General features: G+C 41.5%; 17 protein-coding genes. 9 read left to right on the top strand and 8 right to left on the bottom strand.

What is annotated here, in order from left to right; translation table 11 throughout:
* Positions 1-8: 8 nt before the first annotated feature.
* Positions 9-1,280 (bottom strand): serine--tRNA ligase, encoded by a 1,272-nt coding sequence (gene serS, locus JKG64_RS22575; RefSeq protein WP_210356518.1) that lies wholly within the window; start codon positions 1,278-1,280, stop codon positions 9-11.
* A 90-nt stretch (positions 1,281-1,370) separates the two neighbouring features.
* Here serS and rsmI point away from each other — a divergent pair, with 90 nt between their 5' ends.
* From rsmI to JKG64_RS22595, 4 genes are all read left to right on the top strand, one after another.
* Positions 1,371-2,036, top strand: coding sequence for a 16S rRNA (cytidine(1402)-2'-O)-methyltransferase (gene rsmI, locus JKG64_RS22580; RefSeq protein ID WP_210356519.1), 666 nt, complete (start codon positions 1,371-1,373; stop codon positions 2,034-2,036).
* 123 nt (positions 2,037-2,159) lie between these two features.
* The gene (locus JKG64_RS22585; protein WP_210356520.1) at positions 2,160-2,882 is read left to right on the top strand and encodes a PH domain-containing protein; all 723 of its coding nucleotides are present in this window, start codon (positions 2,160-2,162) and stop codon (positions 2,880-2,882) included.
* Positions 2,883-2,890: 8 nt separating this feature from the next.
* Positions 2,891-4,510 (top strand): apolipoprotein N-acyltransferase, encoded by a 1,620-nt coding sequence (lnt, locus tag JKG64_RS22590; RefSeq protein WP_210356521.1) that lies wholly within the window; start codon positions 2,891-2,893, stop codon positions 4,508-4,510.
* A 33-nt stretch (positions 4,511-4,543) separates the two neighbouring features.
* Positions 4,544-5,677 carry a cysteine desulfurase family protein gene (locus tag JKG64_RS22595; RefSeq protein WP_210356522.1) on the top strand — a complete coding sequence of 378 codons (1,134 nt, stop codon included), beginning with the start codon at positions 4,544-4,546 and terminating at the stop codon, positions 5,675-5,677.
* Positions 5,678-5,711: 34 nt separating this feature from the next.
* On the opposite strand, the gene JKG64_RS22600 is transcribed toward JKG64_RS22595, so the two are convergent.
* The gene (locus JKG64_RS22600) at positions 5,712-6,128 is read right to left on the bottom strand and encodes a copper resistance protein NlpE (protein ID WP_210356523.1); all 417 of its coding nucleotides are present in this window, start codon (positions 6,126-6,128) and stop codon (positions 5,712-5,714) included.
* A gap of 185 nt (positions 6,129-6,313) precedes the next feature.
* Positions 6,314-6,646 (bottom strand): tetratricopeptide repeat protein, encoded by a 333-nt coding sequence (locus JKG64_RS22605; RefSeq protein ID WP_210356524.1) that lies wholly within the window; start codon positions 6,644-6,646, stop codon positions 6,314-6,316.
* 496 nt (positions 6,647-7,142) lie between these two features.
* Between JKG64_RS22605 and JKG64_RS22610 the strand changes: the two genes are divergently transcribed.
* The 4 genes from JKG64_RS22610 (at position 7,143) to JKG64_RS22625 (ending at position 11,086) form a co-directional block, all read left to right on the top strand.
* Positions 7,143-7,880 (top strand): electron transfer flavoprotein subunit beta/FixA family protein, encoded by a 738-nt coding sequence (locus JKG64_RS22610; protein WP_210356525.1) that lies wholly within the window; start codon positions 7,143-7,145, stop codon positions 7,878-7,880.
* Positions 7,881-7,979: 99 nt separating this feature from the next.
* Complete coding sequence (locus JKG64_RS22615; protein WP_210356526.1) at positions 7,980-8,954, top strand: electron transfer flavoprotein subunit alpha/FixB family protein; 975 nt, start codon at positions 7,980-7,982, stop codon at positions 8,952-8,954.
* 116 nt (positions 8,955-9,070) lie between these two features.
* Entirely contained in the window at positions 9,071-9,700 is a 630-nt protein-coding gene (locus tag JKG64_RS22620; RefSeq protein WP_210356527.1) for a bifunctional nuclease family protein, read from the top strand.
* Between the two features lie 9 nt (positions 9,701-9,709).
* Positions 9,710-11,086 (top strand): nucleoside permease, encoded by a 1,377-nt coding sequence (locus JKG64_RS22625; protein ID WP_210356528.1) that lies wholly within the window; start codon positions 9,710-9,712, stop codon positions 11,084-11,086.
* Positions 11,087-11,127: 41 nt separating this feature from the next.
* On the opposite strand, the gene JKG64_RS22630 is transcribed toward JKG64_RS22625, so the two are convergent.
* Together JKG64_RS22630 and JKG64_RS22635 are read right to left on the bottom strand one after the other, a co-directional pair.
* Positions 11,128-11,757, bottom strand: a complete 630-nt coding sequence (locus JKG64_RS22630; protein ID WP_210356529.1) for an outer membrane beta-barrel protein — start codon at positions 11,755-11,757, stop codon at positions 11,128-11,130.
* Positions 11,758-11,888: 131 nt separating this feature from the next.
* Positions 11,889-12,305: a hypothetical protein gene (locus JKG64_RS22635; RefSeq protein WP_210356530.1), complete on the bottom strand. Its 417-nt coding sequence runs from the start codon at positions 12,303-12,305 to the stop codon at positions 11,889-11,891.
* 297 nt (positions 12,306-12,602) lie between these two features.
* On the opposite strand from JKG64_RS22635, the gene JKG64_RS22640 reads away from it, so the two are divergent.
* Entirely contained in the window at positions 12,603-13,559 is a 957-nt protein-coding gene (locus JKG64_RS22640) for an energy transducer TonB (protein ID WP_210356531.1), read from the top strand.
* A gap of 100 nt (positions 13,560-13,659) precedes the next feature.
* Here JKG64_RS22640 and JKG64_RS22645 read toward each other — a convergent pair whose 3' ends face one another.
* The 3 genes from JKG64_RS22645 to JKG64_RS22655 all read right to left on the bottom strand — a co-directional run bounded on the left by JKG64_RS22645 (position 13,660) and on the right by JKG64_RS22655 (position 16,622).
* Entirely contained in the window at positions 13,660-14,343 is a 684-nt protein-coding gene (locus JKG64_RS22645) for a hypothetical protein (protein ID WP_210356532.1), read from the bottom strand.
* A 66-nt stretch (positions 14,344-14,409) separates the two neighbouring features.
* Positions 14,410-15,018, bottom strand: a complete 609-nt coding sequence (locus JKG64_RS22650; protein WP_210356533.1) for a hypothetical protein — start codon at positions 15,016-15,018, stop codon at positions 14,410-14,412.
* A 614-nt stretch (positions 15,019-15,632) separates the two neighbouring features.
* Positions 15,633-16,622 carry an AraC family transcriptional regulator gene (locus JKG64_RS22655; protein ID WP_210356534.1) on the bottom strand — a complete coding sequence of 330 codons (990 nt, stop codon included), beginning with the start codon at positions 16,620-16,622 and terminating at the stop codon, positions 15,633-15,635.
* Between the last annotated feature and the right edge of the window lie 110 nt (positions 16,623-16,732).

Raw genomic sequence — 16,732 nt, forward strand, 5'->3', positions numbered from 1 at the left:
GAATGCTTTTAATCTATGTATTCAAATCCGGTGTAAGGCACCAAGACTGCAGGAATTTTAATTCCTTTATCCGTTTGATTATTTTCTAAAATAGATGCTACGATACGTGGAAGGGCCAATGCTGAACCATTCAATGTATGCGCCAGTTGCATTTTACCGTCCTCATTTTTAAAACGTACTTTCAATCGGTTGGACTGATAAGTTTCAAAGTTAGAAACAGAAGACACCTCCAACCAACGCTCTTGCGCTGCACTGTAAACCTCCATATCATAGGTTAGCGCCGCAGTAAAGCTCATATCGCCACCGCAAAGACGAAGCACGCGGTAAGGTAATTCTAATTTCTGCAACAATCCCTGAATATAGTTACTCATTTCCTCAATAACCTCATACGATTTCTCTGGATGCACAATCTGAACGGCTTCAACTTTATCAAACTGGTGCAAACGGTTCAAACCGCGTACATGCGCTCCGTAAGAACCTGCTTCTCTACGGAAACAAGGCGTATACGCACAATGTCTGATTGGAAACTGCTCTTCCTTTACGATTACATCGCGGTACAGATTCGTTACCGGCACCTCTGCCGTAGGGATCAAATAAAAGTCATCGTTTGTCACGTGATACATCTGTCCCTCTTTATCCGGCAATTGTCCTGTTGCGAAAGCAGAAGCTTCATTTACTAAAACCGGAACTTCTACTTCCGTATACCCTGCAGCACCTGCCTGATCCAAAAAGTAATTGATCAAAGCACGTTGCAAACGGGCTCCCTTACCTTTATACACTGGAAAACCAGCACCTGTCACTTTTACACCTAACTCCAAGTCTACGATATCATACTTAGTCAACAACTCCCAGTGTGGTAGCTTAGTATCTCCCAAATCAGGAATATCACCATGCGTCAGCACCACCTCATTCTCTTCAGGAGTTATCCCCACCGGCACCGAACTGTGCGGAAGATTAGGCAGCTGCACGATCTTATTGTTAAGCTCCTGCTCTACTTGGGACAACCGTTCTGTAAACTCTTTGATTTGCTCTTTATATCCCGAGGATTTTGCCTTAATGGATTCAGCTTCTTCTTTCTTTCCCTGACGCATCAAATCACCAATTTGCTTAGCGGAGGAATTTGCTTCTGCAGCAATCGCATCGGATTCACTTTGAATCTGACGGCGTTGTTCATCCAAGCTAATGATCTCATCAACCAAAGCTACATCTTTAAAGTTTTTCACAGCCAATCTTTCGATGACCGTATCCCTGTTTTCGCGGATATAATTTAACTGCAACATATATTTTGAGTTTTATGTCGCAAAGATAAGAAGTCTCTCCGTCAAAAAATTACTTTTTGAGCCTTTTCCTTAAAATCTTTACCTTTGACTATGCTATACTTAGTCCCTACCCCCATCGGCAACTTAGAAGATATGACCTTTAGAGCAATACGCATTCTAAAAGAGTCTGACCTAATTCTTGCTGAAGACACACGCACAAGTGCTCCTTTATTAAAACACTTTGGCATAGACAAAAAAGTCTTTGCCCACCACCAACACAATGAGCACAAAGCTGTTGCTGAGATTATTCGTTTTTTAAAAGAGGGACAACAGATTGCATTGATTTCGGATGCAGGAACCCCTGCCATCTCTGATCCTGGTTTTTTACTGGTACGCGAGGCCATCAAAGAAGGTATCACTGTACAGTGCCTACCAGGGGCAACCGCATTTGTGCCTGCACTGGTCAATTCGGGACTCCCTAATGACAAGTTCTGCTTTGAAGGTTTTCTTCCTGTCAAAAAAGGCAGACAGACACGTATGAAACAACTTGCTGAAGAAAAAAGAACAATGATTTTTTATGAATCACCGCACCGCTTACTCAAAACCATCGAAGAGTTTATCACCTATTTTGGTGAAGAAAGACAAGCGTCTATATCCCGTGAACTCAGCAAGATCTACGAGGAGACACAGCGTGGCACACTGGTTGAGCTAAAGACCTATTTCGAAAACAATCCAGTCAAGGGAGAATTTGTCTTCTGCGTAGCTGGATTAGAATAGTGCAGGGCCAACCGTTTGATCGGCAGGATAAAAGTTTTATTACACATTAGTGAATACAACGCATTTTAGTTAAGTTTACTAACAGATTAGTTTACATATTGATCACTATCATTGGATAAAGAAATGAGTTTAGATAAGTATATACAAGACGGACAAGACCTTAAAGTTGTAGAAAAAATACACACCAAAATTGTCGATATGCTGACCCACGGCGAGGCCCTTAGTTACATCGCTTTACAAAAAAAACCTGCTGTAACCTTACTACCGGACAGTATAGCTATCAGCAACAAACGTATTTTTCTATGTGAATTCACGAAATTGGGCTTAGCTACAAACTTCGAGATTTTCTCTTGGAAAGACATTAAGGATATTGCTTTTAAAGAAGAAATATTTGGCTCCAAAGTCACTGTTATTCCATTTACAGGAGAGAACCTGAGCATAGATTACATTCCCAAAACACAGGCGCGCAAGCTGTATCAGTTGATCAAGGAAGCATTGGAAAATGTCAAAATTGAAAGTGAGGAGCCCGCACCTGCAGTCAAGCCTGTCGTTCCTATCCGTGACCTATACGAGGAGCCTAAGCGGGAAATCCCTGCTCCTATCACGCCTGCTTTTGAAGCACCAGCTACACAGCCGATCGTCGAGCGCCCAGTAGTCGTTCCTGAAGAAATCAAAGCAGAGCCTGCTCCTGTATTCGAAAGACCGGAACCATCGCCCGTAAAAATCGAGGTAGAAGAGGATGAATTAACATTAAAACTGAAGAAACTGAAAGGACTCTTTGACAAACAATTGATTTCTCAAGCGGAATACGAAAGTAAAAAGGCCGAAATTCTCTCTCAGTTATAGTATAGCACGTGAAACAAAATTATTTACTGGCGCTACTCAGTGCCTTTATGCTTTGGCTTGCATGGCCACCAGTTCCTTATACCGGACTCCTGCTATTGGTAGCGTTTGTCCCCCTATTAGTCGCTGTTGAAAATATCATTCGCGGCAACTACAGCAAAAAAGGAACGAAAATATTTCAAGTCAGTTTCTTGACAGGTCTTGTCTGGAACACCGCATCGATCTATTGGGTATTTAATGCCATGAATGCCTTTCTTCCTGCCGTAGTATCCTTAGGCATTGCGCTGATTCCCTTTGCACTCGCCCCCCTATTGATGGCCTTAGTCTTTAGGTTATACTATCAGCTACGCAAACGCCGACATATTGCCATTAGTTTTGCAGGTCTTGTTTCCCTATGGATAGGCTATGAGTACCTGCATCAAAGTTGGGGCTTGGCTTTTCCGTGGATGAATCTAGGGAATGGTCTCTCCAATGTACATCAATTGGTGCAGTGGTACAGTATCACTGGTGTATACGGTGGCACACTATGGATTTGGTTAGCGAATATTTTTGCATTCCTGTACTACTGGCAATACAAAGAAAAGGTAACCGCATTTTCTCAAAAGAAGCTAATTATCGGCATCCTAACAATCGTATTATTACCGATAGGAATTTCGCTGCTCCAATACTCCACCTACGAAGAACACATTAATCCTTCAGAAGTCGTTGTTGTACAACCCAATATAGACCCTTATCAGAAATTTGGTTCTATCACACCTGAACAGCAATTAGACAAATTATTTGAACTTTCGGCAAGTGTTGCCAAACCCAATACAGAGTTTTTCCTATGGCCCGAGACCGCTATTTCGGACCGAAACGGTATCAATGAAGAAGATTTCAGAGAATACCCTGCTTACGAAAAAAGCGTTTCTTTTTTAGAGAAATACCATAACGGCAATATCCTATCGGGTATTGAGAGCTACCTCCTCTACTCGGATCAAAAGACATTGACTGCACGCCCCTTTGGCAATAAATACCTAGATAGCTTTAACGCGGCAGTATTGATCGATGGCTCTAGCAAAGTACAGTTTTACCACAAGTCCAAATTGGTACCCGGTGTAGAGCAGATGCCTTTTGGTCGGGCTCTTTCCTTTATGAAGCCTCTTTTCGAACATTTTGGTGGTACTACCGGTGGTTATGGCTATGACAAAGAACCTTCTGTATTTTACAGTCAAAGTGGTATAGGGGCAGCTCCCGTGATTTGTTATGAATCCATCTGGGGTGAGTATGTAGCCCAATACACTAAAAAGGGAGCTCAATTTATCGCCATTGTCACCAATGATGGTTGGTGGAAAAATACTTCGGGAAAAGACCAACATCTAGCCTATGCTAAGCTAAGGGCTATTGAAAATAGACGCTGGGTCGCTCGCTCTGCCAATACCGGAATATCAGGATTCATCAATCAACGTGGAGACATTGTACAACATACTCAATGGTGGGTTCCTGCGGCACTCACACAAGAAATAAATCTGAACGAAGAGCTAACCATCTACACAAGGTATGGCGACCTATTAGCCTATCTAGGACTACTAGGCAGTCTAGTTAGTGTAATATTACTGCTGATTCCAGCACCTGTTCGTAAAAAATTATAAATAAATACAGACACAATAGTTAATTTTGTAAGTATGCAAGTATATCTAGACAACGCAGCTACTACTGCCATTGACCCCGCGGTCATTGACGTTATGGTAGCAACCATGCAAAATGACTTTGGAAACCCTTCTTCTATACACACGCACGGCCGTCAGGTAAAAACTATTATAGAAAAGGCCAGAAAAACTATTGCAAACTTACTGCATGCCTCCCCTTCGGAGATTTTCTTCACATCAGGTGGCACGGAGGCAGACAACATGGCTATTGTCCGATCTATCGAGGATTTTGGAATCACACATGCCATCACGTCTCCTATAGAACATCATGCCGTACTCCATACCCTAGAGGAATTGGAAAAAACAGGTAAAGTACAGCTGGATTTCCTTCGTGTAGATAGCGAAGGGCATATTGACCTACAGCATCTTGAGGAATTATTACAAAAAAATCCCCGTAGCTTCGTCTCGATCATGCAGGCCAACAATGAGATTGGCAATCTTACCGACCTACATAAAGTGTCCGAGATATGCCAACGTTACGATGCGCTGTTACATTCAGACACCGTACAGACGATGGGACACTATCCGCACAACCTATCGGAACTCAAAATTGACTTTATCACAGGAGCTGGCCACAAGTTTCATGGTCCAAAAGGAGTCGGTTTCTTATACATCAATGGCAAGAATAAAATAAAACCATTAATCTACGGTGGGGCGCAAGAACGCAATATGCGTGGCGGTACCGAGAATATATATGGTATTGCAGGTATTGCAAAAGCCTTAGAAATAGCCTATAACAACATGGAAGAGCACCATGCCTATATACAGGAGTTAAAAAGCTACATGATAGACGAATTAAGGAAAGCTATTCCCGACATTCAGTTAAATGGATGTATAGACCCCAAACAATCCTTATATACGGTATTAAACGTGTCTTTACCGTGTACAGAGATGGCAGATGTCCTATTATTTAACCTCGATATCATGGGGATATCAGCTTCAGGCGGTAGTGCCTGCAGCTCCGGGTCAGATATAGGCTCGCATGTACTTACGGGAATTAAAGCCGATAGCGAACGGCCTTCTGTGCGCTTTTCTTTCAGCAAATGGAACAACAAGGCAGAGATAGACTACGTCGTCGGTAAATTAAAAGAAATCTGCGAACATGGATAAAAAGTAAAAGAGGGATCTAAAATAGATCCCTCTTTTACTTTTTCTTTGCTAACTGATAACTTTCGGCCAGTTCTCCCGTTATCTCATTACCGGAGAGATCCAGCTGCACCAGTAATTCGCTTTCGATTTTATACTTATAATCTACGCCATCCAGAATCAACCTATTCTTATCTATTTCCCACTTTCCTTCTTTCACAAATTGATCCTTTGATTTACCGTCATAGGTGTAGACCAGCGTATAGGAATGATCCCGATTTAGCTCCAACAACGTATTTATTGCATCACAGTCTACACAGGGAAGGTTTCCTCCATATACCCCCACAATATTTGCGGCCAATAACTCTATATTCTCCAGCTTGTCTTTTGCTGTAGTTCTCTTTTTGTTGTTTATACAACCAACAAAAAGAGCAGTTACTATTAAAGCTATTGATATATAGTTAAAAAATCGCATTTGTACTCCTTTGTCCAAAGCTTTCAAAAACAGTACCAAAAAAATGTTTTTAGATTAAAGCAGGTGGACAATAACCGTCGATTAGAACGTCAACTCGTCCCATGGGCCAAAGAAGTCGCTTTTAGTCTAAAATTTAAATCGTTATATCTTTTTCAACAAGAAATCTCGAACCTAGGAAACAGAAATTAATAATCGTCGTCTTCATCAATCCCACGAAGGAGATTCAATGCAGACTGCAGTTCACCCATAGCATGTCTATTCCGCATTCGATTTGCAACTAATATACCTTCTTCGTATATTTTTTCGGCAGACTCTTTCTCATTCTGCTTCTCCAGAAACTTTGCATAATGATAATAGGTCCCTACATAATCAGGATATGTCGAAACCATACTTTCAAAGCCCTCTCTACTTTTCTGAACATCCCCAAGTTTCACGTACTCCATCGTGAGCGCATAATGCAGGAAGGGATCCTGTGGTGTTTCTTTTATAAAATCTTTAAGCTGCTCAATCCTATCCATCGGTATTAAAATTTAGTGATAATCTACAAAGAAAACCAAAGGCCATCAAAAAACAAAACACTACTTTTCTAATACTTTAAAGAACGCGATAACCCCATACAAGTACAACCACTTCTGGAATCACATAATCTTGCTTGTAAGGAAATACTAAGTAAAACAAGTACCCCACAATCACTCCTTTTATCGCCTACAAATTTTTGATAATAGTAGTGGGAAGCACGGATGTTGTATCAAAAATTTTCAGCGATGAGTTTTTGCTTACTTTTTGCGGAAAAAAGTGAGAGCCATTCGCGGCTTGAGTGAAAACCAATATTATGCCCGCATAGGATTTTACATAAAATTGACTATATTTGATAAGTAAACTTAAGTGTTAATCAGTAGATTTACTGTAGTATGATTTGCTGTAAAGTAAACCATCACTCAAAATCCGTTCTTATAGCATGCATTTATATAGAGTGCAAATAGATTTATTTATGTAAAACCAAAAGATTAGTATATGAAGATATTAGTATGTATAAGTAATGTCCCGGACACTACATCGAAAATAACATTTACCAACGAAAATACCGCGTTCAACACAACTGGCGTACAGTACATCGTCAATCCTTATGACGAGATTGCGCTTTCCAAAGCCGTTGATCTCGCTGCAGCAGCCAGCGGTTCGGTTACAACGATTACCGTAGGCGATGCGAGTACCGAACCTACCATCCGCAAGGCTCTAGCGATAGGTGCAGACAATGCTGTCCGTGTCGATGCAGCAGCATCCGATGCTTGGTTTGTAGCAAATCAAATTGCTGCCTATGCCAAGAATAATAATTTTGATCTGATTCTAACTGGTCGTGAATCCATTGACTACAATAGTGCACAGATCGCAGCAATGGTAGGCGAGTTATTACATATACCTTCAGTATCTGTTGCCAAAGGCATACAGGTTACCAATGGTCAAGCGAGCGTCGAACGTGAGATCGAAGGCGGTAAAGAAGTCCTTACGGCATCTCTTCCGATTGTAATCGGTACCGCTGAAGGAGTTGCAGAACCAAAAATTCCGAATATGCGCGGTATCATGGGTGCACGTAGTAAACCGCTAGAAGTTATAGCAGCGATTGCTGTCGAACCGCTTACCAAAATCAAGTCCTACGCTACACCTCCAGCGCGAGGTAGCGTGACATTAGTCAACGAGGACCAGGTAGACGAGTTAGTCAGTCTATTGCACAACAATGCGAAGGTAATCTAGTCATTGCTTTCACTAGGTCAATATATTTTAAAAAATAGTACTCGCCAATCAGCGGATTAAATAAACTGCAACGAGTTCGTGAAATAAACAAGAATTTTTATGTCAGTATTAGTATATATAGAAAATACAGAAGGTCAATTCAAAAAATCGGCTTTTGAAGCAGTATCATATGGTAAAGCCGTAGCCGACCAACTTCAGACCGAGGTTATCGCTATTTCTATAGGAACTGTAAAAGAAGATGAATTACAGAAACTAGGAGGTTATGGAGCCACTAGAGTACTTAATGTCTCTACCGACAACCTTAGCTCTTTTGTCAATCAGGCTTACGCATCCATTGTAGCGACAGCCGCTCAAAAAGAAAATGCTTCGGTAGTAGTACTATCAAATACATTTAGCGGCAAAGGACTCGCTCCACGCGTGGCGGCCAAGCTTAGTGCAGGTATTGTCTCCGGCGCCTCAGCCCTCCCACAGATCAATGGCGACACATTTGAAGTACAGACTTCCGCTTTTTCAAACAAGGCAATCGCAACGGTATCGGTTCAATCTGCTATGAAAGTATTGACGATCAATCCAAATGCTTTCGCATCCAAAGAAACTGGTGGTTCTGCTACGATAGAAGCTTACACTCCAGATATTCCGTCTACAGATTTCAGTACTACCGTACAGGAGATTGTACGCGCTACCGACACCATATCGCTTCCAGAAGCGGAGATTGTAGTATCTGCAGGAAGAGGCCTAAAAGGCCCGGAGAACTGGGGTATGATCGAGGAGCTAGCCAAGGTTCTTGGTGCGGCTACAGCCTGTTCAAAACCTGTTTCTGATGCGGGATGGAGACCTCACTCTGAGCACGTCGGTCAGACGGGGATCGTAGTAAGTCCTAACCTATACATTGCTATTGGTATTTCGGGAGCGATTCAACATTTGGCAGGGGTATCGTCCTCCAAAACTATCGTTGTAATCAACAAGGACCCAGAAGCTCCTTTCTTCAAAGTAGCCGATTATGGCATCGTGGGTGACGCTTTTGTAGTAGTCCCCAAGCTCATTGAAGCCTTAAAAAAGCATAAAGGAAACTAAAAAATAATCAAGCAATGGCACCGCACTTAGGGTGCCATTGTTAATTTCCCGCATTTTATCTAAGTTTGTATCATTGGAAAAGGGATCGCCTAATCCATATCACGGAGTGTATTAGGATGAAGAAATTAAAGTTAGATATTGTCGGCTTATCATATAGTCAAACCCAATCTGGTGCTTATGCATTGGTATTGGGTGAAGTAAATGGAAATAGACGCCTGCCCATCATTATTGGAGGTTTTGAAGCTCAGGCCATCGCTGTAGAGATTGAAAAAATGACGCCTAGCAGGCCACTCACTCATGATCTGTTCAAGTCTTTTGCAGATGTCTTTAATATTGAACTCGAAGAAGTACTGATCTATAATCTGGTCGATGGCATCTTTTTCGCGAAGATTGTCTGTAAAAATTCAGGAAAATCAATAGAAATCGATGCGCGTACTTCCGATGCTGTAGCTTTGGCAGTCCGTTTTGGCTGCCCTATATATACCTACGACTTTATCATGGCTTCTGCAGGTATTGTGATTGAAAACAATGACTTTGCATTTCTAGAGAATATATCAGCCGCGTCTACTGCCGAGACAGAAAACACGATACCGGAACAAAAGGATGAACAACCTCCAAAAGTAGTATCTCCTTATGCATCTCTCAGCGATGAACAGCTGGAGAGCACCTTGCAAAAAGCCATCGCCAACGAACAATACGAGGCAGCTGCCCGTATCCGCGATGAGATCGAACGAAGAAAATCATAACACACCTATATGTCTATAAAATTAAGACTGACTGTCATGAACTTCCTGCAATTTTTCGTGTGGGGGGCATGGCTGATTACCATAGCTAATTATTGGTTTGGTACTAAGCAGTGGGACGGTACGCAGTTTGGTGCCATCTTTTCAACCATGGGGATTGCTTCCCTATTCATGCCGACATTGATGGGGATCATCGCTGACAGATGGGTCAATGCAGAGCGCCTCTATATTGGTCTTCATTTGCTTTACGCTATCTGTCTAATTTATCTCGCACAGGCGACAACCCCAGATAGCTTCTTTACTGTAATGCTACTGGCCATGTGCTGCTACATGCCGACACTCGCGCTGTCCAATTCAATTGCTTATAGCTCCCTGACCAAAGGAAACTATGACCTTATCAAAGCTTTTCCATTAATCCGGGTATGGGGAACTGTAGGATTTATCGCTGCAATGTGGCTAACCAATCTTACAGGCAATAAAGCGACCGAGTATCAGTTTTACATCGCTGCCGGAGGCTCTATATTTCTAGGGATATATGCGCTATTCATGATACCAAAATGCCCACCACAGCACCTTACAAAAGAAAACGCAAAACTATCAGAACTCTTGGGATTAGAAGCATTCAAATTGTTCGGGAACTATAAGATGGCTCTTTTCTTTATATTCTCTATGTTTTTGGGGGCAGCCTTGCAACTGACCAATGCCTATGGGGATGTATTCTTGAGTGAATTTGCTTTTTACCCTAAATATGCAGACTCATTAGTAGTAGAACGCTCGACAATTATCATGTCCATATCACAGATATCGGAGACACTATTCATCCTGGCAATTCCTTTCTTCCTAAAGCGCTTTGGTATCCGTAATGTCATGCTCTTTGCAATGGTCGCCTGGGTGCTACGGTTTGGTCTTTTCGCATACGGCAATCCCTCTTCTGGTCTATGGATGATCATCTTGTCCTGTATCGTGTACGGGATGGCCTTCGACTTTTTCAACATATCAGGATCGCTATTTGTTGAAACATCGACAGATTCAAAAATACGTTCTTCGGCACAAGGACTCTTTATGATGATGACCAATGGGATAGGCGCCATCTTAGGTTCTCAGGTATCCGGTTGGATGATCGACAAGTACTATACGAAGCCCTTTGATACCCTAGATAGCCTTGCGACACGGCTCGAAACCAGTACAGACAACCCAAAACTATTGGACTTTATCGCAGGTAAAGGAGTACAAATCACGAATGGCACATTCGATTCCGCTATTTATTTAAAAGACTGGCAACATATATGGTTGGCTTTTGCGATATATACCTTAGTTATCGTAATCGCTTTTTCTATCCTATTCAAACATAAACACGATCCAAAGGACCTGGAGAATACAGGTCACTAACATAAAAAAGGCTCTTCTTAAATCGAAGAGCCTTTTGTTTTTTATAGCTTAAATGTCAGTGAAAACTGCCCAGTTTCAAAAAAGTTATTAAATGAGTTCACGTTCATGTAAAAATTATTCCTAGACATGGCACCATCCTTTCTGATTTTGGTCGTATTAAATCCTATAACGTCACCAAAAGAATATCCAAGCGCTACATTCTTTGTTAAAAAGAAATTGGCACCTATCCCGGCTTTCGCAGCGAAATGATTTGATTTGACATCATCATAGCCAGCTGCCATCGTAGTCTTTCCGTTAAGATAGGCTACATTTAACTCCGAGTAGGTCTTAAAACGTTCCCCTATATTCAGGAAATAATATCTTCCAAAAGCACCTATCTTATATTCATTGTATTTACTCTTAAATACATTATTATTTACTCCTAGCTCTTCCGTATTGATTCTTAAAAATCCTAAATCAACTCCAACTGCAAATTTATCACTTAAAAAATAGCCAACCTTAGGCGAAAACCCGAAATGACTATTTTTCAAATCAGTATTTTTATCTTTACTACTGTGGATATTGATCTGTCCTTCCAGTAGTATATCGCCTTTCTTTAACCCGAATTCCTGGGCCTGAAGCATTGATGTTAAGCCGGCAGTCACGGCAATAGTTAGTAGAATTTTTCTCATATTTTTATTTTTTCAAGTTTATGGATGCAATAATATTCAAATTAATTTTCATAAAAAATATTTTAACCATTATTAACTAAAAAAGGCAAGATATAACTACCTTGCCTTTAATAACTTAAAAATATTTTGAGTTATCTCGCCTTAACCTCAGCTATCATTGTTAATACCGCATCAATAGTCGATTTGGCGGCATCTTTCATTTTTTGTGTACCAGCATAGTCTGCGTCCAGCGTCACCTCTTTAGATTTCTCTTTATACGTATATTTTAAGATATAGCGTGGCACTTGCTTTCCTTCAGTAGAATCTTTCCGTGGTGTAGTCATGTCGTCATCGACGTTCCAAAATCCCAACTCCATCGCTTTGCGGTGTAAGTACAACAAATCATTGTCCCGCATTTTCAATGTATCCGTCAAAACCTGGTTATCCTTTGTCAAGTATTGATAAATCCTTGTTTTAGAATTGTATGTATTCAACATCTCTCCAGGCGTACCATACGTAATCTCAATGGATTCAAAATCCGAAAATCGGTAAGGAGCATTTTTGATCATGGATGAATAATAAATCGCACAGTAGACCACAAATGGAACAATGATACAAATTCCTAGAAAAATTTTTCTTGCCTTATCGCTCATAACTAAAAAATATGCACAAAAGTACATATTTAAAATACAACCTGTGTCAGAGAAACGCAATTAGGCAATCCCATTATTCTGGATCTTGGTCTCCAGACACTACACAGATCGCTTTTGTATGATACTTTACTTTTATTTAAGTTTGTGGAAATAATACATTCTTAATATAATCCAACAATGAAAAGTTTCCTTCGACAAATCTGCAGATATCTAATGCCTGTATTATTGATATCTTTTATTACCCCTACGAGCGCACAGGAAAGCATCATTACCTACATCAAAAAAGATGGAGGTTTCACTCCACTCAAAGACTCTGCTGCATATACCAGCATATTGCATCTCCGACCCAACGATACAGGGTTATACCAACTTCATGAATACTATCCCAACGGCAACTTGAAGCGCCGGGGCTGGGTCAAAACAGCTGACCCTAAACGATTGCGCTTTGAAGGCTTGCTAGAAGACTTTTATGATAATAAAATACTAAAAGCCACCTATCAGTATAGTAATGACAAGCTACTGGATACGGCAAAAAAATATTACAGAAACGGGGTTTTAAAAGAAACCATCGTGCATTTAAACCCCACAACTCCCCCTACTGACCTCTCGCCTGTAGACCTATCTACCAGGCTCGTGTATTATGCAGACTCATTGGGTCACGTTCAGGTTAGCAATGGCAATGGCATTGTCACAATAATACCTGATGAGACCGAAAAAGAACAGGGAGAATACATCAGTGGGCTACGCGAAGGACATTGGACAGGCATCCTTCATAGGGGAAAATCTCAGTTTGAAGAATGGTACAGTAACGGAATTTTAGAAAAAGGAGTAACAACGGACAGCCTAGGGCAACAGCACAAGTACACACAGAAAGATGTTGAACCCGAATATCCAGGAGGCATCATGCAACTAAGAATGTTTATAGGTAACAACTATAGATACCCGACTGAGGCCATAAAAGCGAATGTATCGGGACAATTGCTTGTCAGCTTTGTGGTTGAGAAAACAGGAAAGACCTCCGAACATAAAATCATTAATGATCTAGGATATGGTACAGGGCAAAGAGCCATTGAAGTACTAAAGAGAGCAAAAGACTGGACTCCGGGGTACCACCGCGGACTTCCTGTCCGAGTCGCCTACTCCGTCCCCATTCAGTTAAACCTGAACTAAGTAGTCTTATTAAGGCCTTATAGAGCAAAATAAAAGCTTAGAAATACAGGACATATCTTATATTTCTAAGCTAAATAGCAGACTATAATGGTGCACTGTACTATTCGTTTTCTTTAGGCGTTACAGTCTTGACAAACTCCAACAAGGTGTCGTCAAATTCGCCTATACGATCATATAAAGTATCTATTTTTTCATTCAGATCCGTAAAAGTATCGATGCACTCATTCATCATATCATAATACTTGCCTTCCCGCTTTCTGATGTGACCTAGTACACCCTTGAAGTCATCGAGATCCCGATCAAAGGATACCATATCGACAGCACAGCGTTTATAATCGTCAAAAACAGCAGCAAACGCCTTAAAAGCAATTTCGGTCATCCAGGTATCTTCTTCGATTGTATAATTATCGTAATCGTAAAAATCCCCGGCCTGGTCAATCAGATCAGGAACGTACTCGCACAATAACCTATCCAGATCCTGGGTAAAGGTCCTAAGCTGCATCCTAACCCTTGGGCGTTCCGGATTTTCTGGTACCATAACCAGCAGATGTTCCAGTTTTCGTTTTGAATCCTCATACAGTTCTTCGATGCGTTCGAACTGAAAACCGAGACGAGGAATCTTCTCCCTAGCAATGCGCAACCGCTCCTCCCCTCTCAGCACACGGTCATGCATCTCATAATATATTTCCATCGCCTTTTTTTCAAATTCAGGAGCGATCTTATCTTCGTCCACCAGTAAGATAATCCTTCTGAGTCCATGGTCTGTAACACTTTCTTTTATCATATCCTTATTGATTAAAGGGCCAGGAATACCTCTGTTTTGCAGTATCCCTGTCCCTGATTTTTCACTTTAAACGACCAATGCTGTGACGATGTCACTAAAATTGGTAACCGTATCCCGGCCTAAATAAGACACTCTGAATTCATATTCCTGCAACCGGTCCAGTCCACTGAGCTCTAGTGTAGAACTACTATTCAATATCCCCGTCCACTCGTCGGTTCCTTTCTTACGGTGTTCATACTGATACAGTCTTGCATGCTTCCAGTGATGAACCTTTATTCGTAGGATACCGCTACCTACCTCCATGTTTCTGACTACGAGACCTGTAGCTTTGGGTGTACGTCCGATCCGGTTCTGCGTTGACTTGGAAGGTCGATATCCTGCGGCAAGAATGATATTCGGATCCCCCTGCGCCTGTGCGTCGACATAGTGAGATAGCCTGTAGATCACTTGATGTAGATCCTTCCCCTTTTGTCCCTTTAGTACCACAGCACGCATATCCCTGTGCGTCGCCTCAGCATAGGCTGCACGATAAGCTGCCAGACTCGTCTCCAAAGTAGCCAAAGCGGGTTCGGGCTCTACAAACATCGTTGCATTTTCGGTCATCTTTTTAAAGATGTGTTCAGCATAGTTCAACAATTCGGTTGCATCTTTGCTTCTGAAATTTGGTTTAATCATTTCTGTTAAATTTTAAATAAATAATAATTAATAAACTCATTACAAAGATGTGGCACAAAATGACCGAAAAGGTTTGTTTTTCGGCCAAATTCAAGGGGGGCATAAAAAACTTTTTGCCGTTTTACAAACCTTTTGATATTTAAAAATGCACCTTAAAATCTCAAAAAACTATCCTAACAATACCATAAACCCACATTTTCAATCTAAAAAGATCTCAAAACCCGAAATACTCCGAGCTACAACGCAGACTCGACACGCTAGCGCGCGGCATCTGATCGCTAATGCGTCTAGGCTACTAATTACCTTCGACACAGAGAATGCTATCGCTCATCTTTCATGCGCTATCTTGAGGAGTATACAAACACACGGCTCGTCTCCATACGCCAATGAATACCACCTGTGACTTAGTCCTCATCAAACAATCACTAACGTATTACCTCACCTCGATCATGTACAGTGTTCCGGCACATACTCGCCTACTCTACGTTTTAGCTCCTCAACACGATGCGATACCACTCCGTGCCCTCAAGATAGCGCCCCCCCCTCATGCATCGATGTCCTAAATCGAGAAGCTAGCCCCGCGTTGCCGTAGCCTAGCGTGTGTCTGCTCATTCCTATTTCCTCTTTCTTAAGTTATCCTTTATCCATACCGTTCCCGTCTTACGCTCCTCCCTCGGTGTTCGGCAAAAACACTTTTTATATTGTACTGCAAAGTGCTTAGCATCCGGAAAATGAAGCATTTCTGCGATATCCGCGATAGAAAGATCAGACTGGCTCTTTAGCAGTTCTCTCGCTTTATATAATCTTACCGCAATTATGGTTGCTTTCACGCCTAAAGACCTTCCCTCAAATGCTCTTGTTAGATTCCGTACCGAGCAGCCAAGTACATCGGCAATCTTTTCACTCGTCAAATCATTTACTAAATAATGTTTCCGAACATAAGCCAACGCCCTGTGATAAATTTGTATCTGCGCCTCTTCTTTGGAAGGAACTCGGGGTTGCATGAGCTGAATCGTATAATTATTAAAAAGCTTACCTATAGCGACACCGCTCTGATACAAGGCGTTAAAAGGACCCAGTGCCTTTTTACACAGTCCTTCAATAATCTGCCGTTCGAGATAAGAAATAGATATAGATTGCAATGTATTATTCGGTTGCTCATCGTAGGCCTGTCTCAGAGCAGGTAATTCGGCCAAAAGCTGCAATCTAGAATGTCCCGTAAGTCCAAAAAAGAGTACCCATTGCCGTTCGGCGGCCAAGGTGGGCGTATAGCCCTCTGAATGTGCCATAAAGGACATCAGACGGTCTGCATGGTGATTGGCTCCGTTCGGGAATACCGTCTTGCCCTGCAGTTGTATACAAAGCCATAGCACCTCATTACCTGTTTGTGGTAGGTCAACTGCATATAAGGCACCTGATCTGCCTTTGACCTCCATGATGAGGATATCATCCATACGAGACTGGATCATATATATTCCTTCGGCAGGGCTGGATAGCATTCCTTTTGAGAATATAGATAAATGCATCGTCTTCGCTATATCTCGCGGGCTACGCCTAGATACCACCGCCTCTTTCCATAAATGGGAGAGTTCTCTATGTGACATTGTAACTTAAGTCATAATTGATATAAACCTAAGATAAGAATAAAAAACAAGAAACCACTAAAAATCAAGCGATTGAAATTCACCTCCTGGATTTAGTTTTTATATTGTAC

Origin of the sequence: Sphingobacterium tabacisoli (genome assembly GCF_017908035.1) — a bacterium.
GTDB lineage: Bacteria > Bacteroidota > Bacteroidia > Sphingobacteriales > Sphingobacteriaceae > Sphingobacterium > Sphingobacterium tabacisoli.